General features: G+C 69.7%; 28 protein-coding genes and 2 pseudogenes. 12 read left to right on the top strand and 18 right to left on the bottom strand.

Features of this window, described 5'->3' with window-relative positions; genetic code table 11:
- Nucleotides 1–294: 294 nt before the first annotated feature.
- Nucleotides 295–1,002: a hypothetical protein gene (locus tag ACFY0I_RS38455; protein WP_388904360.1), complete on the bottom strand. Its 708-nt coding sequence runs from the start codon at nt 1,000–1,002 to the stop codon at nt 295–297.
- 655 nt (nt 1,003–1,657) lie between these two features.
- Between ACFY0I_RS38455 and ACFY0I_RS38450 the strand changes: the two genes are divergently transcribed.
- Nucleotides 1,658–2,887, top strand: coding sequence for an APC family permease (locus tag ACFY0I_RS38450; RefSeq protein ID WP_388904359.1), 1,230 nt, complete (start codon nt 1,658–1,660; stop codon nt 2,885–2,887).
- Between the two features lie 18 nt (nt 2,888–2,905).
- Here the strand turns inward: ACFY0I_RS38450 and ACFY0I_RS38445 are convergent.
- A pseudogene (locus tag ACFY0I_RS38445) lies at nt 2,906–3,115 on the bottom strand (molybdopterin-binding protein); the annotation flags it as partial.
- A gap of 17 nt (nt 3,116–3,132) precedes the next feature.
- Here ACFY0I_RS38445 and ACFY0I_RS38440 point away from each other — a divergent pair.
- Nucleotides 3,133–3,560, top strand: a pseudogene (locus ACFY0I_RS38440) (transposase); the annotation flags it as partial.
- Between the two features lie 24 nt (nt 3,561–3,584).
- On the opposite strand, the gene ACFY0I_RS38435 reads toward ACFY0I_RS38440, so the two are convergent.
- Nucleotides 3,585–4,400 carry a hypothetical protein gene (locus ACFY0I_RS38435; RefSeq protein ID WP_388904358.1) on the bottom strand — a complete coding sequence of 272 codons (816 nt, stop codon included), beginning with the start codon at nt 4,398–4,400 and terminating at the stop codon, nt 3,585–3,587.
- 1,428 nt (nt 4,401–5,828) lie between these two features.
- Between ACFY0I_RS38435 and ACFY0I_RS38430 the strand changes: the two genes are divergently transcribed.
- Nucleotides 5,829–6,422 (top strand): sigma-70 family RNA polymerase sigma factor, encoded by a 594-nt coding sequence (locus ACFY0I_RS38430; RefSeq protein ID WP_388904357.1) that lies wholly within the window; start codon nt 5,829–5,831, stop codon nt 6,420–6,422.
- Nucleotides 6,423–6,890: 468 nt separating this feature from the next.
- Here ACFY0I_RS38430 and ACFY0I_RS38425 read toward each other — a convergent pair whose 3' ends face one another.
- The 3 genes from ACFY0I_RS38425 to ACFY0I_RS38415 all read right to left on the bottom strand — a co-directional run bounded on the left by ACFY0I_RS38425 (nt 6,891) and on the right by ACFY0I_RS38415 (nt 9,919).
- Nucleotides 6,891–7,136 (bottom strand): hypothetical protein, encoded by a 246-nt coding sequence (locus tag ACFY0I_RS38425; RefSeq protein ID WP_388904356.1) that lies wholly within the window; start codon nt 7,134–7,136, stop codon nt 6,891–6,893.
- Nucleotides 7,137–8,085: 949 nt separating this feature from the next.
- A complete protein-coding gene (locus ACFY0I_RS38420) occupies nt 8,086–9,078 on the bottom strand; it encodes a hypothetical protein (protein WP_388904355.1) in 993 nt (330 codons plus the stop codon).
- A gap of 145 nt (nt 9,079–9,223) precedes the next feature.
- Nucleotides 9,224–9,919, bottom strand: a complete 696-nt coding sequence (locus ACFY0I_RS38415) for a hypothetical protein (protein ID WP_388904354.1) — start codon at nt 9,917–9,919, stop codon at nt 9,224–9,226.
- Nucleotides 9,920–10,036: 117 nt separating this feature from the next.
- Between ACFY0I_RS38415 and ACFY0I_RS38410 the strand changes: the two genes are divergently transcribed.
- Together ACFY0I_RS38410 and ACFY0I_RS38405 are read left to right on the top strand one after the other, a co-directional pair.
- Complete coding sequence (locus ACFY0I_RS38410) at nt 10,037–10,687, top strand: TetR/AcrR family transcriptional regulator (protein ID WP_388904353.1); 651 nt, start codon at nt 10,037–10,039, stop codon at nt 10,685–10,687.
- 755 nt (nt 10,688–11,442) lie between these two features.
- Complete coding sequence (locus tag ACFY0I_RS38405) at nt 11,443–11,775, top strand: STAS domain-containing protein (RefSeq protein WP_388904352.1); 333 nt, start codon at nt 11,443–11,445, stop codon at nt 11,773–11,775.
- Nucleotides 11,776–11,835: 60 nt separating this feature from the next.
- Here the strand turns inward: ACFY0I_RS38405 and ACFY0I_RS38400 are convergent, their stop codons facing one another.
- Both ACFY0I_RS38400 and ACFY0I_RS38395 read right to left on the bottom strand, forming a co-directional pair.
- Entirely contained in the window at nt 11,836–12,228 is a 393-nt protein-coding gene (locus ACFY0I_RS38400; protein WP_388904350.1) for an ATP-binding protein, read from the bottom strand.
- Between the two features lie 249 nt (nt 12,229–12,477).
- Nucleotides 12,478–12,804, bottom strand: a complete 327-nt coding sequence (locus ACFY0I_RS38395) for an STAS domain-containing protein (RefSeq protein WP_388904349.1) — start codon at nt 12,802–12,804, stop codon at nt 12,478–12,480.
- A gap of 233 nt (nt 12,805–13,037) precedes the next feature.
- Between ACFY0I_RS38395 and ACFY0I_RS38390 the strand changes: the two genes are divergently transcribed.
- Nucleotides 13,038–13,661 (top strand): flavodoxin family protein, encoded by a 624-nt coding sequence (locus tag ACFY0I_RS38390; protein WP_388904348.1) that lies wholly within the window; start codon nt 13,038–13,040, stop codon nt 13,659–13,661.
- Between the two features lie 545 nt (nt 13,662–14,206).
- A complete protein-coding gene (locus ACFY0I_RS38385) occupies nt 14,207–14,533 on the top strand; it encodes a hypothetical protein (RefSeq protein WP_388904346.1) in 327 nt (108 codons plus the stop codon).
- Between the two features lie 22 nt (nt 14,534–14,555).
- Here ACFY0I_RS38385 and ACFY0I_RS38380 read toward each other — a convergent pair whose 3' ends face one another.
- On the bottom strand, nt 14,556–14,867 hold the full coding sequence (locus tag ACFY0I_RS38380; protein ID WP_388904345.1) for an STAS domain-containing protein: 312 nt from the start codon (nt 14,865–14,867) through the stop codon (nt 14,556–14,558).
- A 254-nt stretch (nt 14,868–15,121) separates the two neighbouring features.
- Here ACFY0I_RS38380 and ACFY0I_RS38375 point away from each other — a divergent pair, with 254 nt between their 5' ends.
- The 3 genes from ACFY0I_RS38375 to ACFY0I_RS38365 all read left to right on the top strand — a co-directional run bounded on the left by ACFY0I_RS38375 (nt 15,122) and on the right by ACFY0I_RS38365 (nt 17,388).
- On the top strand, nt 15,122–15,421 hold the full coding sequence (locus ACFY0I_RS38375) for an isoamylase early set domain-containing protein (RefSeq protein ID WP_388904344.1): 300 nt from the start codon (nt 15,122–15,124) through the stop codon (nt 15,419–15,421).
- 35 nt (nt 15,422–15,456) lie between these two features.
- On the top strand, nt 15,457–15,792 hold the full coding sequence (locus ACFY0I_RS38370) for a PRC-barrel domain-containing protein (RefSeq protein ID WP_388904400.1): 336 nt from the start codon (nt 15,457–15,459) through the stop codon (nt 15,790–15,792).
- A gap of 1,191 nt (nt 15,793–16,983) precedes the next feature.
- On the top strand, nt 16,984–17,388 hold the full coding sequence (locus ACFY0I_RS38365) for an STAS domain-containing protein (RefSeq protein WP_388904398.1): 405 nt from the start codon (nt 16,984–16,986) through the stop codon (nt 17,386–17,388).
- A gap of 164 nt (nt 17,389–17,552) precedes the next feature.
- Here ACFY0I_RS38365 and ACFY0I_RS38360 read toward each other — a convergent pair whose 3' ends face one another.
- On the bottom strand, nt 17,553–18,002 hold the full coding sequence (locus ACFY0I_RS38360) for an SRPBCC family protein (protein WP_388904342.1): 450 nt from the start codon (nt 18,000–18,002) through the stop codon (nt 17,553–17,555).
- A 346-nt stretch (nt 18,003–18,348) separates the two neighbouring features.
- Between ACFY0I_RS38360 and ACFY0I_RS38355 the strand changes: the two genes are divergently transcribed.
- Nucleotides 18,349–18,894, top strand: a complete 546-nt coding sequence (locus ACFY0I_RS38355; RefSeq protein ID WP_388904341.1) for a hypothetical protein — start codon at nt 18,349–18,351, stop codon at nt 18,892–18,894.
- A 398-nt stretch (nt 18,895–19,292) separates the two neighbouring features.
- Here ACFY0I_RS38355 and ACFY0I_RS38350 read toward each other — a convergent pair whose 3' ends face one another.
- The 3 genes from ACFY0I_RS38350 to ACFY0I_RS38340 all read right to left on the bottom strand — a co-directional run bounded on the left by ACFY0I_RS38350 (nt 19,293) and on the right by ACFY0I_RS38340 (nt 20,648).
- Nucleotides 19,293–19,505 carry a helix-turn-helix transcriptional regulator gene (locus ACFY0I_RS38350; RefSeq protein WP_388904339.1) on the bottom strand — a complete coding sequence of 71 codons (213 nt, stop codon included), beginning with the start codon at nt 19,503–19,505 and terminating at the stop codon, nt 19,293–19,295.
- On the bottom strand, nt 19,502–19,921 hold the full coding sequence (locus tag ACFY0I_RS38345; protein ID WP_388904338.1) for a hypothetical protein: 420 nt from the start codon (nt 19,919–19,921) through the stop codon (nt 19,502–19,504). The genes ACFY0I_RS38350 and ACFY0I_RS38345 overlap by 4 nt, the downstream gene beginning before the upstream one ends.
- A gap of 532 nt (nt 19,922–20,453) precedes the next feature.
- Nucleotides 20,454–20,648, bottom strand: a complete 195-nt coding sequence (locus ACFY0I_RS38340) for a hypothetical protein (protein ID WP_388904337.1) — start codon at nt 20,646–20,648, stop codon at nt 20,454–20,456.
- 205 nt (nt 20,649–20,853) lie between these two features.
- Here ACFY0I_RS38340 and ACFY0I_RS38335 point away from each other — a divergent pair, with 205 nt between their 5' ends.
- Complete coding sequence (locus ACFY0I_RS38335; RefSeq protein WP_388904335.1) at nt 20,854–21,129, top strand: isoamylase early set domain-containing protein; 276 nt, start codon at nt 20,854–20,856, stop codon at nt 21,127–21,129.
- A 227-nt stretch (nt 21,130–21,356) separates the two neighbouring features.
- On the opposite strand, the gene ACFY0I_RS38330 is transcribed toward ACFY0I_RS38335, so the two are convergent.
- The 5 genes from ACFY0I_RS38330 to ACFY0I_RS38310 all read right to left on the bottom strand — a co-directional run bounded on the left by ACFY0I_RS38330 (nt 21,357) and on the right by ACFY0I_RS38310 (nt 25,036).
- The gene (locus tag ACFY0I_RS38330; RefSeq protein WP_388904334.1) at nt 21,357–21,884 is read right to left on the bottom strand and encodes a DUF6584 family protein; all 528 of its coding nucleotides are present in this window, start codon (nt 21,882–21,884) and stop codon (nt 21,357–21,359) included.
- A 674-nt stretch (nt 21,885–22,558) separates the two neighbouring features.
- Nucleotides 22,559–22,999 (bottom strand): hypothetical protein, encoded by a 441-nt coding sequence (locus tag ACFY0I_RS38325; protein WP_388904333.1) that lies wholly within the window; start codon nt 22,997–22,999, stop codon nt 22,559–22,561.
- Nucleotides 23,000–23,657: 658 nt separating this feature from the next.
- Nucleotides 23,658–23,858 (bottom strand): hypothetical protein, encoded by a 201-nt coding sequence (locus ACFY0I_RS38320; RefSeq protein WP_388904331.1) that lies wholly within the window; start codon nt 23,856–23,858, stop codon nt 23,658–23,660.
- 38 nt (nt 23,859–23,896) lie between these two features.
- Nucleotides 23,897–24,052 carry a hypothetical protein gene (locus ACFY0I_RS38315; RefSeq protein WP_388904330.1) on the bottom strand — a complete coding sequence of 52 codons (156 nt, stop codon included), beginning with the start codon at nt 24,050–24,052 and terminating at the stop codon, nt 23,897–23,899.
- A gap of 219 nt (nt 24,053–24,271) precedes the next feature.
- Complete coding sequence (locus tag ACFY0I_RS38310; RefSeq protein ID WP_388904328.1) at nt 24,272–25,036, bottom strand: alpha/beta fold hydrolase; 765 nt, start codon at nt 25,034–25,036, stop codon at nt 24,272–24,274.
- Nucleotides 25,037–25,290: the final 254 nt, after the last annotated feature.

Here is a 25,290-nt window from a genome sequence, read left to right as displayed (position 1 = left end):
CCTCCAGGTCCTTGCACCCACCCCGCACCGTCGCCACGTCCGTGGTCCCTGTGTACGTCAAATCACCCAGCTGCCCGGGCCGTCGCGATTTTCACCACGCCCAACGCTTCCAGCACCAGAGGTGGTCTACGTTCGGAGCGTCACCGGTCTCCCCGCCCGCAGCACACGCCGCCCCCGCGGACCTGACCTCACCGGTTTGTTCACCCCCGAAAGCCGGCGACGGACAGAAGGTGTGGGCACGGCCCGGCGTGTGGCCCGCCCCACCGACATCCGAACTTCAATCTGGTCAGCCAGTCAGGGCATACGGCGTGTCAGCCACAGCAACTGGCGGATCTCCTCGTTCCAGGCCCCGATGAGGACCTTGGAGCCACCGTCCCTAATCACGCCATTGCGCGCCTGGATAGCGATGTTCAGCGCGACTTGAGGCTGAAAGCCCGATCTCAATGCGATAGCGTATTCGTTTCCCAGGTGCAGCATTTGGTTGCGGATCTCACCGTAGGCGCCACCACCGGATACCGTCTGCGCCGGTAGAGAAGTCGGTTGGAGTGCCACTAGGTCGGCAAGGGTCTGGATCGGCTTCTCGTAGACAGGAGCGGTGTCCCTGGCCGGGTCACGCCAGATCGGCACGGCTCGCGGGTAAATGTCGGCGATTGGCACAGTTACTGGCGGTGGCCCTGCGGCCGAGTCGTCGAAGATGCGCTTCCACCAAGGAACGCTGGCTGCCTTATCTCGCCGGTTTCGGGCCGAGGGCACCAGGACAAAGAGTCCTGGTGGCGGCTTGGGGAGATGGGCGGCCTTCATTGCCTCGTTGAGGAGTGCGGATGCCTCCTCATAGGTGAAAGCATCGATCTCGCCGACCTGCGAGTCCAGGCGACCGATGCTCCAGTAGGGCGGCCCCGAGGTGCGATAAGCCGGGATCGGCGTCCCGCCGTTGCGCCGCCGGTACTCTGCGTCCGCCCATGCGAATGCTCGCGTCTCTGGACCACTGCCACCGAGCTGCATTAGAAAAGCATAGCTCGATCCACGTGATCAGCCACGGTGGAGATGTCCACGGTTACGAACCGTCCTTTCGATTCCCTGAAAGGCGGCGAGCCCACGTCGAAAGGGCCGATACCCAGCAACGAAGCGTGGGTGGTGGGTCGTCCACCCCAACCCGCGATGGCCGGCTCGGTGTTGCGCAGCCGAAGTGCGAAGACGTGCCAGCGGGGGGCGAGCGCCGAAGGGTGTCCGGCGGCGACCCCGCCGGTCGCCAGACAGCGCTTTCCTCCTCGCGGCGCAGGTCTGCGCCGGCAAAGGTCATCATCCCGCCGACAGGACAGGTCAGCCCCTAGGCTGTCGCCTGATCCCCGGTCTCCAGGGCTTCGCCGAGGAGCGACCAGCCCATGACAGCAGCAGCCCACCTACATGCCATCCCCATGTTAGTGATGTCCCGACCACCCGTTCACGGTGGGAGGGGCTGGTCACCGACCACGCACGGCAGCCGACCTCTTGGTGGTGGCGGCGCGTCGGGTACCGGCCGGCGGCCTTCTCGTGCGGACCTGTGTCGTACGCCCACCCCGGTCGGACACGTTCGTCGGCTACGGTGCCCCGGTTCGAAGACCCGTGCGAGAGGAAGTCGGCGGTGAAGACGGTGGCGGATCCAGAGGACGCAGGCGTGATGAAGCGCCGTTTGGGCGTGCAGGACGCGGTGGTGATCGGCCTGGGGTCCATGATCGGGGCGGGCATCTTCGCCGCGCTCGGCCCGGCGGCGGGAGCTGCCGGTTCCGGGCTACTGATCGCGCTGGCCCTGGCGGCCGTCGTCGCCTACTGCAACGCGACGTCCTCGGCACGGCTGGCCGCTCTGTATCCGCAGTCCGGCGGCACCTACGTCTACGGGCGTGAGCGGCTGGGCGAGTTGTGGGGCTACCTGGCGGGCTGGGCGTTCATCGTCGGCAAGACCGCCTCCTGCGCGGCCATGGCCCTGACCGCCGGTGCCTACCTGTGGCCCGGCCAGGCTCACGCGGTGGCCGTCGCCGCGGTCGTGGCGCTGACCGCGGTGAACTACGCGGGGGTACGGAAGTCCGCACTCCTGACCCGAGTCATCGTCGCGGTCGTCCTGGCTGTCCTCGCCGCCGTGGTCGTCACTTCCGTGACCTCCACCGATGCGGACGCCGCGCGGTTGGACATCGGCACGGACGCCACCGTCGGCGGCATCCTCCAGGCCGCGGGCCTGCTGTTCTTCGCCTTCGCCGGCTACGCCCGCATCGCCACCCTCGGGGAGGAGGTCCGCGACCCGGCCCGCACCATCCCGCGCGCGATCCCGATCGCGCTCGGCATCACCCTCGCCGTCTACACCCTCGTCGCCATCGCCGTCCTGATGGTGCTGGGGACGGACGGGTTGGCACAGGCCACCGCCCCACTGTCGGACGCCGCACGGGCCGCAGGCGCCGACTGGCTGGTGCCCGTCGTCCGGGTGGGCGGCGCGGTCGCCGCGCTCGGCTCGCTCCTCGCGCTGATCCTGGGGGTCTCACGCACGACCCTGGCGATGGCCCGGGACCGGCACCTGCCGCACGCCATGGCGACGGTCCACCCCCGCTTCGATGTTCCGCACCGTGCCGCACTGGCCGTGGGAGCCGTCGTCGCGCTGCTCGCGGCGACCACCGACGTACGAGGCGCGATCGGCTTCTCATCCTTCGGCGTCCTGGCCTACTACGCCATCGCCAACGCCTCCGCCCGGACCCTCACCCCGGGAGAGGGCCGGCCCAACCGGCTCGTGCCCGTCATCGGGTTGGCCGGCTGCGCGGTCCTCGGGTTCGCACTGCCCCTGAGCAGCGTGGTCGCCGGGGCCGCGGTCCTCTCCGTCGGCGCGGGCGTCTACGGTCTGCGCAGGGCCACCGCCACCAAGTAGTCCCGGTTGGGCAGGAGGTCAGCCGACATCGATGTGGACGTCGGTGGACTTGACCCGGGCGGTGGCCTCAACGCCGGGCGCCAGCCCGAGCTCCTCGACGGCCTCGTGGGTCAGTAGGGAGACCACGCGGTGGGGGCCGGCCTGGATCTCCGCCTGCGCGGTGACATCGTCGAGGACCACCCGGGTGACGATGCCCGGCATCGCGTTGCGGGCCGGGTCCTCCGCCACCGGTATGACCGACCGGCTCCGACGTGGATCTGCGCTGGCAGGCGTTCCTGCGGCGTTTCGACCTGGAACACACCTTCCGGATGATCAAGAGACGCTCGGCTGGACCCGGCCCAAGCTCCGAACCCCACAAGCCGCAGACCTGTGGACGTGGCTGATCATCGTCGCGCACACCCAGTTGCGGCTTGCCCGGCCACTCGCCGAAGACGTCCGGCGGCCCTGGGAACTGCTGGCCCAACCGAACAGGCTCACCCCGGCCCGGGTCCGCCGGGGGTTCAGGAACCTCCGTCCGGCCTTGCCCTGTCCGGCCCGTGCGCCGAAACCATCGCGGCCCGGCACCGGCAGACCCCTCGGCTCGAAGAACAAGGGGCCCGCCACCCGCTACGACGTGGGCAAAACCGCCAGACGACCCGAGACCATCATCGAACGCGACCGAGCCAGCCCCTGACGAGGACTTGGGAGACCTCGGCGGTCAGGTCGCAGTGGGTATATAGGGCGCTGCTGCTTCCTGGGCCATTGTCCGAAGTTTCGTGAAGTAGAAGGCGCAGTACTCCTCGTTGATCAGGGGAATGATCTTGTCGAGGTCGGCGATGCAGCCCCAGAGGTAGGCGATGCCACCGTCGTCGAGTCCGCCCTTCAGCTCTCTCTGCACGAGGCCGGCGACGTCCGCGTCAAGGAGGACCAGGTCCACACCGTCGAAGTCGATGCCGCGGAAGCCGTCGGGGAACAGCGCGCGCAGGTGGTCCTCACACAGTTGGGCGAGTCCGCCTTCGGGCTGGTCTCCGCCCAGACCGGCGGCTGCCGCCTTCGCCGCGGGCGGTGGGCGAAGGAGCAGGGAGATGGCATCGAAGACGGCCCGCACCAGGGCGACGGCCCCGAGCGGACGGAGGGCGGCACTTGACTGGGCACCCTGTGTGAGCTTGTCGCGGAGCAGTCGGCTGCGGTCGAGTTCAGCGGCGAGTCCGGCCGTGATGAGTCCTGCGTCGGCGGCCCGCTCGATGAGCACGTGGAGCGGTTCGTTCGCGGCCAGACGCTCAGAGAGGACGTGCTCCAGGGCGAACAGGGAATGCGTAACGGCGACGGTGGCGAACTCGTACCGGTAGTACGAGTGCCGGATGAGCTCGCGAGAGGTTTCCATCGCGCTCATGACGTACATCGACGCGCCGCCGGGCAGAACCAGGTCGGCAACCAGGGCGTGCATGTCCGTGTAGTCGAGAACAAGATCGCGGACGCGCGGGTCCCGCACCGGCAGGAGGAGCGGGTCGGGCGGCGGTGGCAGGGTGTTCACCGGTGCAGTCTTGTCGCCGGAAGGCTGCCAGTGCCATCGGATTTACTCGCGGCAGTTGGCGTTCTGCTGCCACACGTCGCCACCGGCGCGGCCCGACCCTTAAAGCACAAGCTTAGAACTCACCCGGACTGTTGTACGGGTCTGTTTCAACAGACATGCAGAACGAAACGACTCGTGAAACACGACGACCTGCGGGGGCGTCAGGTGGACGGCGTGTTGCGCAGGGGACCACCTATGAAACGTCGCCCCCCGGCAGCCAGGTGTGCTCGGAGGTCGAGCTTCTCGATGCCGTCTATCGCCCCGAGTCCGGCCCGCACCCTGGGCATGCGGTCCGGGGCGATCGGATCGGCCATCAGGACTCGCAGCCGACAGGGGCGGTGCAGCCGCCACGTTGCAGTGATCGGCGTCCGGGCCGCCGCCGACCAGGCCGAGGTTGCTCCCCACGCGAAGGGTGCCTGCGTCTCTGACCAAGGCCGAGCTGTTACAAGAGGCGACGAAGGCCGACATCCGCAGCCGCCCCGGCATGCACCACGACGAACTCGTCGACGCCCTCGCCGATGCCAAGAGCAGCCGACGACTCATCGTGCACTTTGCGTAGTCATCTGCACACAGTTTGCGATCATGATGCCGGGCGGAGGCGGGGGCAGGGCGGAGGCGCGGGCGGGGCGCAGGACAGGCCGGCCGAACACGGCCACGTCGACCGCGCGGAGCAGACAGCCAGCACGGCCAGGAGGACGAGCACCACCAGGAGCACCGCCAGCACACAACAAACCACAGGTCACAGAGCTATCGACGGCACATCGTCGAACCGTCACAACGGCAACCCGGGCCAACGCAGACCACCCCGGCAGCACCGCGGACGGGGCGCAGAACGCGGGGCGGGGCGGCCGGGCAGCCAGCGCAGCGCGCGGGCGGAGGGAGCGCGGAGGGCGGGCGGCGCGAGCAGGGCGCAGGACGGGGCGGCACCCTGCGTTAGGTTCGCTGTTCAGGCTGGTGGCCTGCTGAGCCGCCTCAGTTCGGGAGGTCGGCAGCGGCCGACTCCTACGCCCAGTCGTGCGTGAACAGGCCAACACAGCCGTAGGTGAGGCAGAACACCAATGCCAGGCACAGCAGGAGCGCGGTGAGCCCGAGCGTGATCGCGGCAGCTGCGCGGCCAGCCCGGTACTGCGTACCGGCCCGAGGATCCCCCCTCACGGAATATGCCTTTCGTCCCATATCTCTGAGCTGTCCACTTATTCGCCTTCCAACCCACAATGAGGGCGCCTCCAGCGGCAAATCCGAACAACTTCGGGCACTATCCGCGCGCGCAGCCGCAGCCCGGCGAAGACGGGCCAGCAGCCACGGAAAGGGGCGGGAAGGATCCGAAGACGCGCCGCGGGCCCGGCCGGGCCCGTCCGCAGGCTCCGCAGATCCGGCAGGATGACAGCCGTGAATGACACCTCCACCGACCCCGGAGCAGAGCGGGGCGACCTAGAGGATCTGATGGCGCGGACCTGCGCAGGCGATCGGGCCGCGTTCGCCGACCTGTACGACGCACTCGGCGCCACCGTCTACGGAATGGTGTCCCGCATACTCGGTGAGAACACCGCAGCCACCGAAGAGACCACCGTCGCGACCTGGACGGAGGTATGGACCACCGCGGGCCACCACGACCCCTCCAAGGCATCGCCTGCAGCCTGGGTGTGCGCCCTCGCCCACCGGCGCGCCGTCGAACGAATCCGCTCCCACTCCCCCACATCCGACCGGACGAAGGATCGATCCGGCGAGAGGGCTGGCTCCACAGCCCGCACGCATCCCGAAAAACACGGCGAACAGGCAGCCACGGAACGGGCTCTCGAACACCTCCCCGCCCCCGAGCGAACCGCCCTCCAGCTCGCCTTCTACCAGGGCAAGACCCTCCAGGAGGTCGCCGCCCTGCAACAGGAATCCCCCACCCTGTGCGCCCACCGGATCAAGCAGGGACTGACCCACCTCCGCCACCCTCCAATGCGAAGTCAACACTCCGCCACCCCGCAGGAATGACGACCCGCAGCGCGGACGGCGGCCTGTACGAACCCATAACGCCCGGCTGTCCACCTGCGGGTTGACCCGGCCTGCTCGCAGTCCCCACTCACCGGCTCCGCCTCCACCACATGGCCAGACGCCACCCGAGCAATCCGGCAGAACGGCGCAGCAGCCTGTTCTGCCGGGCCTGGGGGTTTGTGAAACGGCGCCGGGCCGGTCCCAGCGGCCCCGCCCACCCGCGCGCGGGCCCTACCGGGTCGAGGGTGTGAATCCGGGAGGTCAGCACTTCGACGAGGTCCTCGCGAGTCATCTGCGAGCACCCCGCGACGTTGGCCGTTGGGCGGGGTTCCTGGTCTGCCTTCTGTCGATTGGAGCGGGCGGTGACCTCGACCAGGCTTCTCGCCTGGCCTTGGTCTCCGGACGACCTCTTCACCCACCAACCACCACCCCACCCCCTCCACCGCGGTGGCGATGATGGTCTCGAGGTCAGGCGGCGCCCGGCGGGTAGCCTCCCCAACCCGGCTCCCCGCCGGTGGCCAGGACATCGATCAAGCCGCGCAGCGAGTGCAGCGCCAGGTCGTCCGCGGGGACGTGGCGCAGGACGATGATCGCGTTGTTGTCCAAGGCTCTCAGCAGGCGACCGGCGTAGACAAGGTTGTCGGCCTCGCGCACGGCCGTACGCATCGACTCCTCCGTCCACACCATCCGCGCCAAGCCCGCAGCGAATTCCATCTCCCCGCCCGACGGAACCCAAAGGCCCTTCTCATGGGCGGCGAGCAAGCGGGAGGCGTCATGGTCCAGGGCCCGCCAAGCCTGATCGGCCGGGCCGAGTTCATCGTGTCGCCGACCGGGCCTGCCCGAGCGGCAGTGCCCACACAAACTCACACAATGGGCCAGGCCGACCGCGGGTCGAAGGACGACGGTGAACGTCGGATCGGGCGGGGACGGGTCGTCGGCCTGGCACAGATCGCAGACGGGAGCAGCCTTCGCCGGCCGTAACGGCCTGACTTTGCCGGTGGGAAGAGTCGCGTCAGTCACGTTGACCCAACGACGAACAGCGCCGAACGTGCGGCTTGTGAACAAAGCCGGCCCGGATCGCACTGATCCACGACGGCGTTCCCGCATGCTGCCGGCCGCGCCCGGGCATCGTGGCCACGAGTTGCGGTGTCCCGGCCGGGGAGGCCTCCACTGCGGGCCGCCCATGGCAAAGGACCCGGCCGATGTGACTACGGGCACCGGCCGGGTCCTGCCTGCGGGGCTGCCATCCAACTGGTTCCCACCGCACCGTCCCACACGATCGCCCAGTGCGCGCTCCCGACGGGGCGAACCGGTGACCGGCCCCGCGAGACCATCGCCGGACCCGCGGCCACAAAGCGTCAACAGGACCACGGGCCGACCGTGACCATCCGGTGTTCTACGCGGTTGCCCCGCTGCCGCACGGGCGCTCCCCCGTAGCCCGTGCGGCCCCCGGCGGTGAGGCCCTGCCCGACACCATCGCCGGGAACACCAGCCAGTTCGGTCCGCAACCGCTGGGCGGGGGGTTCCATTCGCCGGCTTCCGCCCCACCGTCCCGCACGACCGCCGCTCCCGACGGGGTGAACCGGTGACCGTGCCCGCGATTGTCCGGCGGACCGGTATCCCTTGTCCCCCGCATGACATTGGTGTGCGCCAGGAGCAGCGCTCAGATGGCGGCTGGTTGAGGTCGAGTGGGGGCGAGCCGCCTGCCGCGTTGGTCGGCGAGGAAGGCAAGGGCGATTCCAATGCCGGCCCAGACGGTGAGGGTCAGGGCGGGGAGGGCGGCGCCTTGGCCGTCGAAGAAGGCGTTGGCGCGCAGGAGGCTGCCGGAGGCTCCCGGGGGGAGGAGCTGGCCAAGGGTGGCCCATCCGGTGGGGAGCCAGTGAGGGCCGGTGGCGAGTCCCGAGAGTGGGTTGCCCAGGAGCATCATCAGCGCGCCGCCGAGGGCGAAGCCGGGCATGCCGAGGAGGGCTTGGAGGCCCAAGAGGGTGGTGGACAGGGCGGCCGTGCCGAGGATGAGGCCAAGGGCGGTGAGCCAGTACCGTCCGTCGACGGAGTGGGTGGCGAACTGGAGGACGGCCGCGATGGCGGCGCCTACCACGAGGGAGAACAGGAGGGCTCCTGTGATGCGGGTGCGCAGTCCGCGGTGTCCGGGGAAGACGTTGCCGAGGATGAGGGCGGGGAAGATTCCGCCGAAGATCATGGGCAGGAGTGCGGCGGTCATTCCGGCGCCGCGGGGGTCGTTCGTGGTGAAGGGGACCAGGTCGTGGACGGTGGCCCTGGTTGTCTGTTGTGCGGCGACGTTTTCGCCCAGGGCGGTGAGGGCGCCGGTGGCGGAGGGGCCGCCCGCGGTGGCCGTGTAGACGTCGACGCGGTGCGCGGTGACGGCAAGGCCGCCGGCTATGTCCCGGTCCTTGACCGCATTGTGGAGGGCTGCGGTTGTGGGGTAGACGCGGATGTCCCAGGCGTCGGTGTCGGCGTTCTGTCGGAGGGCCTTTGTGGCCTCCTCCGTGCCGGTGACGCCGATGGGAACGCGGTGCGGGCCGCTGTGGAGCGAGGGCAGCGCGAAGGCGCACAGCATGGTGATGATCAGGGCTGCCAGGCCGAGGACGACCAGGGTCAGCTTGCGTCTCGTGGCGGGCAGAGTGTGGTTCGACATCGTGGGTCTTTCGTTTCTGCTCTTCGCAGGGTGCGTAGAGGGCTCTGCCGTTTCCGTCGTGTCACGGGAGGCGGGCCGTCTGCTTGTGCGGGCCGGATGCGGCGGCCGCCGGACGCCGGGGCAGCCTCGGCGTCCGGCAGGAGTGTCAGACGCGGGCTGCCGCGGCGGCGACGATCCAGTTGCGGAACTCGACGGCGTAGTGCCGCAGGTGGTGGTCCAGGACCTCGTCCGGGCAGGTGACGGGGAAGTAGACGGTCAGGTTCGCGGTGAAGCCGTCGGCGGTGTCGCCGAACTGGATGAGCGCCCGCCCGATGACGGTGCCGTCGGCCAGGAACAGGTTCGAGGACATCTTGCGCGGGAACTGCGACTCCGGGAGAAGCTCGGCCGCGTCCTTGGCCCAGTCCAGGGCGTCGGTGCCCCAGCCGCCCATGTAGAAGTCGGCGACGTGGGGGCCGATGTTCTCCACCACGCGCGCGCCGGTCTCGTCGGAGCCCATCACGTAGTGCTCGGGGTGCGCGGCGAGGAGCGGCTTCTCGTCGCCCGTGAAGGCCTTGTCCATCCAGGCCAGGAACTCACTCGAGGTCAGACCCTTCGCCTGGAGCACGGTGGTGCCCGCCTTGAAGGCGCCGTCGGAGGTGCGGGCGCTCTCGCGCAGGAAGGCATTGCCCGCCTCGATGTCCGCGGCCAGGAGGTCGAGGAGACCTTGGCGGCCCAGCAGCGTCCGGAAGCGGTTCAGCGCGCGGCGGGCGTAGAAGAGCTCGAAGTCGTCGATGCTTCCGGCTCCGGCGGGCCCGGACTCCAGCGTCACGGTGACGGACGGAGTCTTCTGGTTGTCGGTCATGGTCGAACCTCCGATAATATGTGAATGTGAATTCACGTTCACATCGTGAGGGTACGCCGAGGAGTGCACCAGTTGTCAAAAGATCCTGTTGAGAGCGCCGCGGATAGCATGCGGGGCATGACCGAAGAGCCGCAGCGCCCGGCGGCCCACCGGGAGCCCCAGCAGGCCCGCAGCGTCGCGACCCTGGCACGTGTGCTTCGGGCGGCCGAGGAGATCGCCTCCACCTCAGGCTTGGAGGCGATGACGATCGCCGGCGTCGCCAAGCGCGCCAGCGTCGCGGTCGGCACGATCTACCGCCGCTTCCAGGACAAGGACCAGCTGATCAGCGCCCTGACCGAGCGGATGCTGGAACGCCGTGAGGAGTACGTGGCCGAGCGACTGCGCGCGGCCGATCCCTCGCTCCCAGGTGTCATGGACGCGTACGCGCATGCCCTGCTGCAATCCTTCGCCGACGACAGCAGCGTCTTCCCCGAGCTGCTGCGCCGGCGCGGGACCAGGTCCCTGGAGCGCGGGGCCCGCACCATCACCGAACTCCACCGCCTGCTGCTCGAAGCGGCAGCCCCCTACACCGAGCAGATCCGCCGCTCGGACCGGCAGGCGGCCCTGGACACCACGGCCCGCGCCATTCTCGGCGCCTGCTTCCACAACTCGGTGCGCCCCGATGCCGCCACCGACGAAACGGCCAGACACCGGTACGCCGACGAACTCGGTGACATGGCCATCGCCTACCTCCTCACCCCCGACCGGCACCGCGACACCGAGACCTGAGCCCGACGCACTGCCGCATGGCTCTCACCGCGCCAAGACGCCGGCACCTCCTCGTCGTCGTCGAGGTCGGCCACGGCCCCCAGGGGGCCGGCGAGCGGCGGCCGCAGCGCAGGAGGTGGTTGACGCCAAGCCGGTGATCACCACCACATGCTGATCACCACCACATGTCCCCGTCCAGGCGGACCCGCACAGCCGCCTCACCACCGTCGCGGGCCTGCGGGACTCCTGCGACACACTTCTGGCCGACGCCCTCGTCCAGGGCGTGACCGAGGCGCGCCGGGACGGCTGGGGGCTACGCCGCATCGCCGGGGCCTCCCACTACTCCCACGAACCAGGTTCGCACCCCCCTCGCACGAAACACCGGCACCCCACAAGAGATCCTCGGCGCCGGCAACGAACCCCACGGTGCGGGTGATTCGCCGGCGTCGATGCGCCGAGGACGCAACGCCCGCTGACGCGGCCGCCCGGCCTCCGTCCCCGTGTTGTCGCGATGGTCACGCCCGGTAGGCGTCGCGGGCCATGCACATGCCGGCTCGGCGGTGGCGCGACGACCCACAGCGTTGATAACCGGGGCCCGCGCGACCGGTGCCGACATCGGCTTGTGTCCAGCGCAATCGATCACACAGGATCGGCGTCCCCATGGCCCGCCGTCTGCACGTAACCTTCACATTGATCGTCCCCGCACGATCCGACCACGACCGCAGACCGACCGGGGAACCCTTGGCTCCCCGAGACACAACCACAGGGGGCTTCCCATGGAACAGCGTGTGACCGTGCTGCCGGACATCGACGGCATCCGAGTCATCACCTGCACCGGGGAATACGACCAGGACACCCTGGAGCCGCTCCGGCAGGCCACCAGCGAGGCTCTCGCCGACCCGGCGGTGCGCGCGCTCGTCCTGGACGTGAGCGCCATCGCCTTCGCGGATTCCTCCATGCTCAACGAGCTGGTGCGCATCCGGCGCACCGGTCACCCGCTGGTGCTGGCCGGCCCTCTCCCGCCCCAGTTGGCCCGGCTCTTCGAGCTCACTTCCGCCGACCAGATCTTCACAATCGTCGACAGCGTCGAGGCCGCACGCGCCCTGTGACCCGCCGTTTCGCCGGCAACGGGAGTGGCAGCGAACCCTGGGCGGGGGAAACGGTGCGACTCACACGCCGGGGACGGGCGCCGGGCCGGTGAGGGCGAGGTAGGCGGTGATCGTCTTTCCGTCGTGGCCGGCATGGATTTCGGTGCGGGTGGCCATCTTGTTCACCAGGAGCCAGCCGAAGCCGCCCGGGACCGTGGCCGGTGTTCCCGGTGAGATGGGCAGGAGCGGGGAGGCGTCCGACACCTCGACGGCCACCTCGTCGTGAAGGTGGCGCACGTCGAAGGCGGTCACTCCGCCCGCATGCCGGATCGCGTTGGACACCAACTCGGCGACCGCCGTCAACACGTCGTCCAGGACCCGCTCACCCACACCGTGGGGAGTCAAAATCTCCTGAGCGAGTCGCCGGGCGTCCACGCCTCTGAGACCAGCCGCGTGACGTGACGTCCCTGGCATCGCCGCTCCTCTCACACCTCTCGCCTTCCCCTTCCCAGCCACGTCATCCGCCCCGGCGACGGTTCCCCACCCCCACCAAGCGATGCTCGCCCGACGCATACGCTCGGGCGGGGTCCGGAAAGATAACTCCTCGCGCCCTGCCAGGAGTCAGTGATCCGCACGGCCACAAGGGTAAGGACCGCTCACAGGGCCTCACCCCGCGGGGCAGAACCAAACGGACATCCTGCCGATCCGAGGCTGCGCTTCTCGCTATCCGGCGGCCTGGGCGGGTCCGTCGTCGATGGCGAAGAGCTGATCCGCACCGGTCATCCGAAGCAATCGGGCCAACTGCGCGGGAGGCGGCCCCATCAACGTCAGATCGGACTTCTGGTGGGTGGCCAGGAGCAGGTTCAGGAATGAGGAATCGGCGAAGGTGACGCCGCGCACGTCCAGGACCAGCCGCACGACCTCGGGCGCCGTGCAGGCCGTCTCGCAAGCGGCCCGCAGCAGACCCTGGGTGTCCGCGTCGAACTCACCCGCACACGTCACCACGCGCACGCCACCCCGATCGGGCAGTACCGTCACCGTCGGCTGCATCGAAACCCCTCACGCACGATCAGACATGAAAACCACAGCCTGCCCAAACCCGTCCCCGTACGCCAGACCACGATGCCCGTGCCCCCTGTCGGCGACGGGATCGAAGGCTCCGAAGCTACACGGCGGTGACCTGAGCGGCGAAACATGGAATCGGGATACGGGGCGTACGCCAGGGTGGTGGCAGGTGGGGGAATGCCGGGATTGACCGGAGGACCGTGGGTAGTCGGAATGTCATGGAAGCCACTGAGAACACTCCGCTGCGTGCCGTCGCCCTCGTCTGCACCCTGTCCCCCTCCCCGGCCGCGTCCAGCTCCGAGCTCCTCGCCCAGCAGACCCTGGACGCCCTCGCCGAGCACGGCGTGACCGGCAAGACCATCCGGATCGCCGATCATGACGTGAAGACCGGTGTGGCGACCGACCTGGGCGACGATGACGCCTGGCCGGACATCCGGGAAACCATCCTCGGGACCGACATCCTGATCCTCGCGACCCCGATCTGGCTCGGCCACCCCTCCAGCATCTGCCAGCGCGTCATGGAACGCCTGAACGCGGAAATCTCCGAGACCGACGACGAGGGACGCATGCTCACCTACGGCAAGGTCGCCGCCGTCTGCGTCGTCGGCAACGAGGACGGCGCCCACAAGGTCAGCGCGGACCTCTTCCAGGGCCTGAACGACGTCGGGTTCACCCTCGCCCCCAACGCCGTCACCTACTGGGTCGGCGAAGCCATGCAGGGCACCGACTACCAGGACCTCGACAAGACCCCCGAGAAGACCGCCGCCACCACCAAAACCCTCGCCGCGAACACCGCCCACCTCGCCCGCCGCCTCAAGCGCAACGTCTACCCGTCCGCCTGAACCACAGCACCCCGGAGCCGGAGGTGCAGGTCCGGCCGGCGCCCACACCGCCGCACCCGATCCCGACACTCCTCTCCTACTCACACCGTGACCTACGATCGGGCAGTGCCTTCGCGGCGCCCAGATCGTCGGCGACCGTGCGGAGACCGCTGGTCCGGGCGACTTCCATGAGCTGATCAACCCGCTGAGGTCGAAGAACCATCGGTCAAAGCGCCGCACGCACGGCATCGGGATCGGCCGGCAGGCACCGAAGCCGGCCTCGTTGCCTCGGCGGGTACCGATCAGACCGCCACGGGCCACGGCCAGCGCGGTGGCCATCCCGGCCGCCGTGACCGGCACAGCGAGGGTCGGATGGCGGTCGGCGGCACAAGCGACGCCGCCCGCCAAGGCAACATCATGGACCAGGAACCGGACCGTCAGAGCGAGCCAGGACACGCAGCGGATTCCTTCGTCGGATGTGCCGGGCCTCCGTATCCGGCCAGGGGTGGGCGAACGGCATACCACCCAGCCGTCGCACTCCGGTCCAGGACCCCTACGCTGCGGCCATGAGTGATCAAGGGGCCGAGGTACTGCTGGTCCGACTGCGGCGGGCACTGACCGAGCTGGGATTCGAGGAAATCGCCACCGGAGCGGAGGGCGTCCACCTCATCGAGCACGCCCGCGGCGTCATGATCGGCTGGATGCCCCGGGACATCACCACGCCCTACGGACACGGCCCCCACGACAACACGACACCGGAACCCGACCTGCCCGGCCTGCGCCGTGCCTTCGGACTCGCCCTGGCCGCCGCGCTCCGCGGCGCCGGCTTCACCATCGAGACCCGCGACGACAAATGGCTCCTCGTCCTCGACTCCACCACCGACAAGCCGTAGGACCGGGCCGTACGGGGGCTCGTCAGGCGGGTGGTGCCGCGTCGATGGGGAACAGGTCCTTCGCGCCGGTCATCTCCAGCAGCCTCAGCACCTGCCGGGACGGACCCGCCAGACGCAGCACGCGGCCTCGCTCCTGGGCCAGCAGGCGGGCGGCGAGCAGGGCGTTGAGGCCGGAGGAGTCGCAGAAGACCAGGCCGGTGAGGTCGACCACGACGTCACCGGGAGCCTGGACGATCGCGGTTTCGAGTTCGGTCCGCAGCCGCTGGGCGCTTTCGAGGTCCGTCTCTCCCGTCACCCGGACCACCGTCGTCCCGGCCTGCCGGTCCTGTCCCATTTCTTCCTCCCGTCCGGACTGTTGTCGACGGTTTCACCGTACCCAGCCGCACAAGATCGCCACCCCGCCGGAATCCGCCGCATCAACACTTGGCGGCCACATCCGACCGTGACGGGGCCTTCCCGACAGCAGCAGACCGGACGCCAGCAGACAGGCCGTGCAACACGCGTTCGGGGCCGTGCGGGTGATCCCCATGGCGCGCCCGGAGTAGTGCCCGCGAGCGTGCCCGTGGCCCGGGGCAGGGATGGCACGTCATGTCCCCCGTTGGTGAGGAGTCGCCCACAGTGCTGGAACGGACGCGGCGTAAGAAGAGGACCGAGATCACGTTCGTCCTGCCCGCCGGCCATCCGGCCGGTGAGGTCAGCGTGGTCGGCGACTTCAACCAGTGGCAACCCGGCCTGCATCCACTGGCCGAACGCCCCGACGGCAACCGCGCCGTCACCCTCCCGGCCGGGGAACGGCACGGGTTCCGCTACCTCGCCGACGGCGGCAACTGGCTCGACGAGGAGGAGGCCGACGGCCACGACGGCCGCAACAGCCTCCTGCACACCTGAGCACCATCACACGAAGGAGAACCCCTGTGACCGATATGTGGAGTTACAACCCGGAGTCGCACTACGTGCCCGGCACCCGGCTGGTCGGCTTCAAGGTCGAAGCCACCGACGGCAACATCGGGAAGGTCGACGAGCACACCGAGGACGTCGGCTCCTCCTACATCGTCGTCGACACCGGCCCCTGGATCTTCGGCAAGGAAGTCCTCCTGCCCGCCGGCACCATCGTTCGCGTCGACGCCAAGGAGGAGAAGATCCACGTCAACCTCACCAAGGACCAGATCAAGGACTCCCCCGAATACGACAAGGACAAGCACCGCGGCGACGCCGGCTACCGCGACCAGGTCGGCCACTACTACGGCGGCCGCCTCTAGGCAGCACCCCACCGACGGCTGCGGCTCCCCCACCACGCAGGAAAGGGGCCGCAGTCCCACCGTCCTTGCCCCCGCCCGTCGAGAGCGGCGTCGCCGGAGCGTCGGGCCTTGATGCGGTTCACGGGCCGGCGAACCAGGGCTCGGCGCCCGCGACAAGCGAAGCTCAATCCCCCCTGGTCAACCGGCGGATGAATGCTGCCGATCGCGGCGGCGTACGGCGCGTGTGACGGCTGCCGGCCAGCCGCGACCGGCAGCGCCACGGAGCCGGGAGCAGGGTCCGGTCCACTCCCCGCACGCCCATTCCAACCCCCCGCACCCCCGGCCACGAACCCGACGCACAGGAGACGAACCGAGGAACCACCCCGACGGACGACAGGTCGCGACAATGCGCACGTTGTGCAGGCTCGTCAGCGTCCCATCCGTAAGCAGACGGCCCAGGGCGGGGCACCAATCGATCCGGGCGCCGAGAGGAACAACGAGCTGATGGCCCGAGCGCAGCTCCAAGCCCGCACGGTAGGTCAACATGACGCGGCAGGGACCGCCAGGGTCATCGGCGATCGGGGTCCCGGCCTCGTATTCGGCGAAACACCTGCACGGCGGTGCCCGCGACAAGAAGGAGCAGCCCGGCCGCGAGCAGGGGTGTGCCAGGGCCGGGGAGGAAGCACAGTGCGGCGCCCGCGAGTGTGAGGGCGCCGCCGGCCGCGGTCAAAGTCAGCCCGATCGCTTGTGCGGGCACGAGAACCTCCAGGTGTGCGAAGGGTCGCCGGCAGGGCCCGGCGCCGTTGCCGAGAGTTCGGCCGCCGGCTGGGCGGTGGCAGGTCCTGATCGTTGGTCAAAAGTCCCAAAGAATCATCCCCCAGGCCCGTTTGTGGATTCTCCGACGGGTCACACGCGTGGACAGCGGAGCCACCGATCGGACAGGGCACCGGCCGGGAAGCAGGCCGCGGCAGTACGCGGGCCACCGCTCCTCCCGGGCGTTATCCGGAAGGCGAGAAGCCCCCGGCAGGCCGTCCCAACAACATGATGGGCCGGCACCCTCGCACCAAGCCCCATCGGCGAGCTTCCTACCGCCGTCAACACGAGGCGCCGTATGGCCGGCGGGTCACGGCCCCGCCGCAGCCGCCTCAACGCCAGGATGAGGCCCCGCAAGCACCCGCTTGCCGGGTGACGGGAGGCAACGCGTTGATCACTGTGGACGTCCAGCACCGGGACCGCACCCTCTGGGCCGTCGTCGGCGGCGAACTCGACGAGAGCGGCGGCGCCGCTCTGGGACGGGTACTGGAGCGTGACGGCGGCTTCGAGCGGGTCCTCATGCTGGACCTGCACGGTGTGACCCTGATGAACCGGGAGGGGCTCCTGCACCTGCTGGACCTGCACCACCGGGCGGAATGCCACGGACTACGAGTGCTGGTGGTGGGCTGGCAGGCCCAACCGCAGCAGGTCATGGCCGACCTTGCCGGGATTCCCGGCCGCCACGCCGCGACCGGAGAACGCTACACGCTTCCCGGGTTCCGGCGACTCCTCGAGGAACGCGTCCACCAGGCCCGCGACCTCACCGCAACCGACGAGACGGCACCGACCGGACCGGCCGGCTGAACGCCGGCCGTCAACACCCTGCACCCACCGCCGTGACCATCCCGGGGGTGGGCGCGTTGGTCACCGTGCCGCGGGCCGTTCCATCCCGGCCCGCGGTCCCCCCGGCGGCGGCCGGACGCAACCGCCGGGACGCCGCGTCGCCTCAGTCGCGAAGAGCGGGTCTCTCAGACCTCGCCGCGCCAGGCACCGGTCTCGGTACCGCGCTCCTCGATGTACTCCTTGAACCGCTTCAGGTCCCCGGTGATCTGCCGCTTCACGAACCCCAGCTTGTCGCCGACGTTCTCGGCGAAGCCCTCGGGGTCGTAGTCCAGCTGCAGCATCACCTTCGACTTGTTGTCGGCCAGGTGGTGGAAGGTGACCACACCGGCCTGCTTCACCTCGCCGTCCACGGTGGTCCAAGCGACGCGCTCGTCGGGAATCTGCTCGGTGATCTGGGCGTCGAACTCCCGGTCCACGCCACCGAACTTCGTCACCCAGTGCGTCAGTGTGGGGGTGAGCTGGTCGATTCGCTCCACGCCCTCCATGAAGTGGGGGAACGACTCGAACTGCGTCCACTGGTTGTAGGCCATGCGCACGGGGACGTCGACCTCGACGGACTCCTCGACCTTCGACACAACAACATCCTTCCTTGGCGTCGGCCGGACGGGGGTGCCCGGCCGTACCCGGGGAAGTCTTCCCCAGGCCTCGCCCTTGCCCCCGTTCCCTGCATCCATGACCCACGAACAGCCGCACGATCCTCCGTCCGGGCCCGAACGCGGCCACCTCAGAAACGGGCAGCACGACGCGGTCCGCCCTGCGCGGGAGACGCGGATAGCCATCCCTACGTCGAAACAGCGGGCGTGAGAATCGTTCGCCTACGCCGATCCGTTGACGTTGGTCCGACAATCGGCCTGTCATCGGCCCGCTACCCGCACCGCACTCCATGCTCCCCTCGGCCATCACCATCAACGAGGAGCAGCAATGCAGGAAGTTCTGAAGACCACTCGGCGCGTGCGGCCCCTGGCCCTTTGGGCCGTCCCGTTGGCTCTGAGCCTGACCGCGATCGCGGCGCCGGCTCTCGCCGCACCCGGCGCCGGGACCGGTGGGGCGGGCACGGCGCAGGCCTCCGAGGGACCGTACGAGTCGCGCGGCGACGACGGACCGCGGGGGCCTCAGGGCGCGAAGGGGCCCAAGGGTGATCGCGGTCCGGCCGGGCCCGCCGGGCCGTGCGTCGACGTCGCGGTCGTAGCCGGTGTCGCCCCCGGTAGCGAGTACAGCGCCGCCCTCACCCGGGGGAAGACCTTCGTCGGCTACCGGCCCAGCCTCACCGGCGCCTACACCTGGCGCGACCTGACGCTGCCCGTCACCCCCGGATACCCGCGCAACACCTGCAGCGTCGGCATCAAGCTCAACGGCGAACGCGTCCACGTCAAGGTCCTCACCACCAGCGGCGACCTCTACGAAACCTCCTGCACCGCCCCCGCACTCTCCTGCACCCTCGGCTGGACCGCCGTCATCAAGCCCTGAGCGACTGCCTCGGAAGCCCGGGTTCCGGCGGCGAAGAGCGTCGGACCCGCGACGCAAGGCCTTTCTCCCTCGTGGGATCCGCCCGCGCGCCGAGCCACTCGAACGTGGTCCGTGCCGTACCAGGCGGGTGCGGTCACGACAGGCCCCGGAGCACGTGGCTACCGGCGCGGTGCGGGTTCCATGTACGGGATGTCCGTCGTCTCGCCGGTTCCCAAGGCCTCAAAGACCTTGCGGGATGCTCGGCAGCCACCGGGTGGACGGGAAATGGGTCCTGCCCACCGACTCCTACGGTGGGCAGGACCCATTTCAAGCAGCACGGTCCGACCCGGGTCCGCAGTGCCGGGCGGCGATGCTGGGGCAGCATCGGTGCGACCTGCCCAGCCCGTTGTCCTCGAAGTTCATGGTGTGTTGTCGGTGTTCTCGTCGGGGAAGAAGAGGGCCTCGATCGGTTCGGCGAAGATGGCAGCGATCTTGAACGCGAGCGGCAGGCTCGGGTCGTAGCGGCCCGCCTCGATGGCGTAGACGGTTTGTCGGGACACCTCAAGGCGGTCCGCGAGGTCGGTCTGACTCCATCGGCGCGCCGCGCGCAGTTCCCTGAGTCGGTTCTTCACCGGGTGCGCGGGGTCTTGAACAGCAGGGCCGCGATCCAGACCAGGATGCTGCCGAGGAAGCTGATCTGGACCAGCTGACGCAGTTCACCGACGCCGGCGGCCTGGAGCAGCCCGACGGTGTAGATCGCCATGACGAGCACGCCGAACCCGATCGCCAGGGCCTCAAGCTGGCAACGCCGTTGGTACTCATCGGCCCGGCGAAGGCTCCTGAGCACGGCCCGGACAATCCACAGTCCGGGGACGATGTTCAGCAGCGACCAGAACAGTTTCCATGAGCCGTCCGAGCCGAACAGGCCGAACTCCGAGATCAAGGCGAGCAGCCCGAGAGCGACAGCCGCGGGCAACCAGTCGACGAACCACTCTCGGGTGCGGACCATGTCACTTCGGCTCTGGCGGTTCTCCGATGTTTTCCCCATACGGTCAACGTAACGGGAGCTTGTCATAATGTAAATGGTCCTTGTCAAAGGAGTCGACGGAGATCACGGCTGCCGACCGCCCACCTCATCAGCGCTTCAAGATCCGTACCCGGATCCACAAGTCAGACGGTCCACACCTCGGCCCGCACGACTGAGGCAGGTGCAACTTTCAGTACCCTCATGCCCCTGCCGGCCCTCCCGTCGTCGGCCTCGACAGCGGACGGCCAGTTCCGATACACCTACCGGGACTCGCAAACGGCCGGCCGTACGGCGAGCCGCCCGACGCCGCGGGGCGGCATCCGGCATGCTGGCCACGCGTTTTCTCAGCACCCGAGGCGCGGGCCCGCTGAGCGTTACCCCCGGGTTGTCCTGCCCAGGGGCCACGTTGCGCCGCTCATGGGTTGGGCCGGACGCGCTATCCCCCGACCCGCGCGGCGGGCTTACCGGCACGGTTCGCGACATGGCAGAACAGAGCCCGGCCTGGTGACTACGGGCCCGGCCGGGCTCTGCGTGCGTGGGATACCGCTGCGACTCAGAAAGCGTTGTTGCGCAGACGCTCGTCGCTCAGATCTTCCTCGCGGTGCCGCTCCATCTCCTGCGGGCGCTCACCCCCACGCGCGGGGGTGCCCGGCACCGGGCGCACCGGGTCCTGCCCGGGCCGCTGCGGACGCTGCTGCTCTTCGCGGCCCTTGCCCGGTTCCTGGCGCTTGTCCTGCTTACCGCCCATGACGGCCACTCCTTGATGCGTGGGGTGCGGATTCCTCCGCCTCCCGCCAAAACTGCCACGGGTCTTCGCTTTCCGCATTTCTTCGGCTACGGATTGTCGTGGTGATGTTCGGCAGGGTGCGGCCGCGTCGGAGTGCGGGCCGCGGTCCCGATGCCGAGGATGAGCGCGAACCCCACTCCCTCTCGTTCGTCAGGAGCCGATCGCCATGCTGGAGCGCACCCCGCTCAAGGACCGCACCGAGGTCACGTTCGTCCTGCCCGCCGACACCCCGCCCGGGCCGGTCAGCGTCGTCGGCGACTTCAACGACTGGCAGCCCGGCGTCCACCAGCTCGTCCCCCGCAAGGACGGCAACCGGGCTGTCACCGTCGCCCTGCCCGCCGCGAGCACCCACTCCTTCCGCTACCTGGCCGCCGGCGACTACTGGTTCAACGACGAAAACGCCGAGGCACAGGACGGCGCCAACAGCCGCCTGCACACCTGAACGGCCCAACGGGCGTAACGCACGAGCGACCGCGGCCGTTGAGGGACGACACGTGCCCACCGGCCCATCCGCCCCGGGCCGGTATCCGTGTGGCGGCCCCGCCACCTCGCCCGGCCGCGGGGCCGCCGTCCCCGCCCAGGCCTGCGGAAGCGGATCCACCCAACCAAGAGCTGTCCCGTAAATGATCTCCGAGCTGCCTCGGGAGTCGCCGGGCCCGGTGACCCGAGTCAGTCGAAGAGTGCAACGAGTCCATTCACCCAGATCGCGAGGAACACAAGGCTCGCCACCAGGAAGCCAACGCCGGCCAGCACACCGCCGACCGTCCACGGCTCGGAGGGCGCCTGGCACTCCTCTTCCAGGTCGTCCCGGTAGGAGGCGGGGTCGTCCCAGTCGACGGGGTGCCCCAGCTCCTCAGCGCAGGCGGTCCGCACCGCGACCAACTGCCCCTTTGCGAAGGCGGTGGCGGCCTTCGCCTCGGGGCCGTGCCAGGCAAGGGCCTTCATCCGCCACCCGGGAGACCCGTACCGCGCCTCGAAGGCGGCGGTCTCGTCGGCGTTCCGGTCCTCTTCCAGGTACATCCAGCGTCCGGCCTCGGCGGCGTCGCCGAAGAGCCGGTACACCTCGGCCAGGCGACGGCGGAGCGCCAGGTCGTGCGGGAAGGAAGAGATGAGACCGCGCAAGCGCTGGCGCGCGACGGGAACCCGGCCGGCGGCCAGGTCTGCATCGACGCGGGCAAGGGTCTCGTTCAGGGGCATGAACGGATGATCGGGTACCGCACTGACCTACGTCGACCTGCTTTTCGCTCAGCACTCGCTCGCTCTCAACGGCATCTGCTGAACCCCACTGAGACACACCATCAGTTACGGGTCAGCCCCTGTTAGTCCGAATCCGCCCCGATGACGCCGGTCACCTCCCATGTGGTCCAGGGGAGGCGTCCTCGCCGCCGCCCTTGAACGCTACGGGGCGCAGCGGCCAAGGGGTGGTCAGCTGGACCCCCAGGCTGGGCTGTCTGCCTTCTGATGTGGTCCCGAAGCGGTCTCGCAGCAATGGTTGAGCGATCGGACCGACGGGCGCAGTGCGGGTCCTGGGGTGCGGCGGCCGAGTGGTGAACGGTGCTCCGCCGGTGTGGAAGGGTTTCCGCGGCTCACCGCCCCTCGGCCCCGGGCTTGCCGTCACCAACGCCGGGCTCCGGGGCGGGGGAAGCGGAACCGTCACGGACCTCCGGTATGGCTGCCAAGAAGGGACACGCGGCGGTCACCGCTACGGCAGCGCCACACCAATGCCCTCCACCACACGGGACCGCATCAGGACATCACCCGCCGATCACCCTGGCGGCCCAGGCCCGTGCCTCACGGAACCGGCCGCTCCGGGGTCGTTGCGGGCAGGGTCAAGGCGTTGCGGTGCTCTCGCCCCGCGGATGCACCGGAGATCATGGCGCGCCCGCAGGAGCGATGAACAGTTCCTCGACCGTGGACCGCTGCGGGATGGTAACGCGGCGGCCGGGGGTGCGCTGGGGGTCGTGGATGAAGAAAACGCTGATGCCGGGGGCGTCCCGGATGCCGTCGGGGGTGTCGATTACGGCTCCGCCGCGGCCGTCGAGGTAGAGGAGGTGGCCGCAGGTACTGCGCAGAGTCTCGCTGCCGTCGCCGTTGCGGGAGATCACCCCTGTGCTCAGTGGCGGGGTGGCGCGGGCCTCCTGGCCGAGGGCGCCGCGCGCGAGGAGGCGGCCCGTGGTGTCCCAGGTGGCGGGGGTGGTCCAGGTGCAGCGGCTGAGGCGGTCGGAGAAGATCTTGCGCCGCCCACTGTCGTCGGCGTCGCCGACCCAAATCAGTCGCAGATAACCCGGCAGTGGACTGGTCGGCTCGCTCATCCGGTCACGATCGCACGGGGCCCGTCGCGGTGGCGGCTCACGCGCCGGGCCGGGAAGGCGTGGCAGCCCCGCGTCCGCACCGGGTGGCGCCCGTTTCGGTGAGGAAGCGGTGGACGAACGCCGGTACGAGCGCCCAGTGCCGCCGGCAAGGATAGGGATGAATGCGCTCCTCTCGTACCCGGCCCCGAGCTCGAAGGCGAGCGTCCCGCGTGCCAGGTGGCTCCGGGCGACATCCACGCCGCCGGGCCAGCCGCGCCCAGGTCGGAGATGTCACAGGCCCTCGCGATGACATCCGCGGTGACGCCGGAGTCGGCCCCGGCCGGGACGCGCGGGCGCCGGCCCGACGCCCCGTCGGGGCGGGTCCTGACACCTGACACCGACACCGCCGCTCGCGGTGAAACCCGCCCCCGGCCAGGTCCGGCGGGGGCGGGAACTGTCAAATGTCAGAACCCGGGGCCGACTCAGGAAGGCCCTGGGGGGAACCAGGGTCGAGCCCGCAAGAGCGGTGTGCATCCCGAACCCTTCAACGACCCGGCACGCCACAGGTTCCGCCGCCCGACCACCGGATACGACCCTCCCAGTGCCACGTGTCGGCGTACAAGTGAACGCGCACCACCAGAAGCAGATCCGGGCAGCCCAACGTGCAGCCGGGCAGAGGTCAGGACGTGAGTGCGGGCGGGCCCGGACCAAGCTGGACCGCCGCCAAGGCCACCGCCTCCACCACCGACAACCCCTCCCCGCCGTCCAGGACCGCCTCGGCCCTCAGCCGCTCCGCCCGCACCGCCAGCCGCCGAGCGAGCTCCACCTGCACGTCGTTCAGGTTCCGGCAGCCCCGGCGCCGACCCGCGAAGTGATCCACCCCAACACGGTAGGAGTTCACCGCCTCACACGCGCGCCTCACACGCGGTTGTCCGCCCCTCCATCACCCCGAACCCGGGCGGTGAAGATCACGGTGACAGGCTCATTGAGAATCGGCGGCGCCTGCCGCATGAGCTTCGCCACCTCGCCCGGATCGGCGTCGCTCGCTTCGTCGCTCGCCTTCATGCGTCGCATGGACCGGTCCCGGTCCGCCTTGCCGCGCCGAGGACGGCGGCCCCGGCGGCAGCCGCAAGCGGGCGCCCGAGCGCCACGCCCAGCTCCACGAACCCCGGCCAACGTGGGGCGCGGTGTGGCACCGCCCCGCGCGGGTGACCGTTTGATCCGGCGGCGGCGGGTGGCTGGCGGATCAATCCGGCGGTCGGGACGGTGGCGGTGTCGAGGGTCGGTCGGCCCCTAGCGGGCGTCGGCTGTGTCGGCGTCGGCGAGCTCGTGCAGGAACTGCTCCAGGGCTCGGGTGAACGCTTCCGGGGCCTCCATGGTCGTGTAGTGGGCGACGCCATCGAGGGTGACGGTGCGGCCATTCGAAACGGAACGGATCAGGGCATCGGCGGTCGCCACCGTGCCGGGGGCGTCGAGGGCGCCGTTGATGGCGAGGACCGGGAGGGTGAGCTCGTTCTTCGCGCGCTCCGCCACACCGGCGACCGCGACGGTGAGGTCCTGTTCGTCGGGAGTGTGCTTCATGAGCGTGCGCAGCGCCATCTCCTTTACTTGGCGCACGGTTTCGGGGTTGACGTCGTCGAGGGTGCGGTGGGGTCCGGGGGCCCATTGGGCGAAGGCGTCGAGCCAGCCGGGTATGTCTCCGGTCGCGAGGGCGGCGGACTGGGCCTGACCGACCACGGTGGACCAGGGGTCCGTGAGGTCGGGTTCGCCGATGCCGCGGCCGCTGACGACCAGGGCGCGGACCAGTTCGGGGTGCTCCAGCGCGGTGTCGATGGCGGTCAGGGCGCCCATCGAGATGCCTACCAGGACCGCCGGTTCGGCAAGGTCGAGGTGGCCCAGGAGGGCAGCGAGGTCGTCGGTCTGGCGGAACGGCTCGGTTGCGTTGGCGGAGTAGCCGTGGCCGCGGGCGTCCGGGGCGATGATCCGGTGGTGCCGGGACAGTTCGGGGATCAGGTTGTCGAACTGGGTGTGGTCGGTGAAGCCGGTGTGGAGCAGCACCAGGGGGCGGGCGTCGCGGGGGCCTGCGTCGCGGTAGGCGAGCGGGCCGTCTGCGGACTCGAAGGCCTCGACGGTGTCGAAGGGCTCGGTAACTGGTGTGCGGGGGGGGTGGTCGCGTTGTCGGTCATGACAACCAAGGTGTCATGTTTTTGGGATCACGACAACCAAGGTGTCATGATGATGGTGTGAACGAGACCCCGGCAGGCCGACCGCTTTCCCCCGACGAACTGCCCGAGCGGCTGATGGAGGTGTTC

Source organism: Streptomyces sp. NPDC001568 (genome assembly GCF_042893755.1).
In the GTDB taxonomy this organism is placed as follows: domain Bacteria; phylum Actinomycetota; class Actinomycetes; order Streptomycetales; family Streptomycetaceae; genus Streptomyces.
This window is presented reverse-complemented; position numbering and strand designations above follow the sequence as displayed.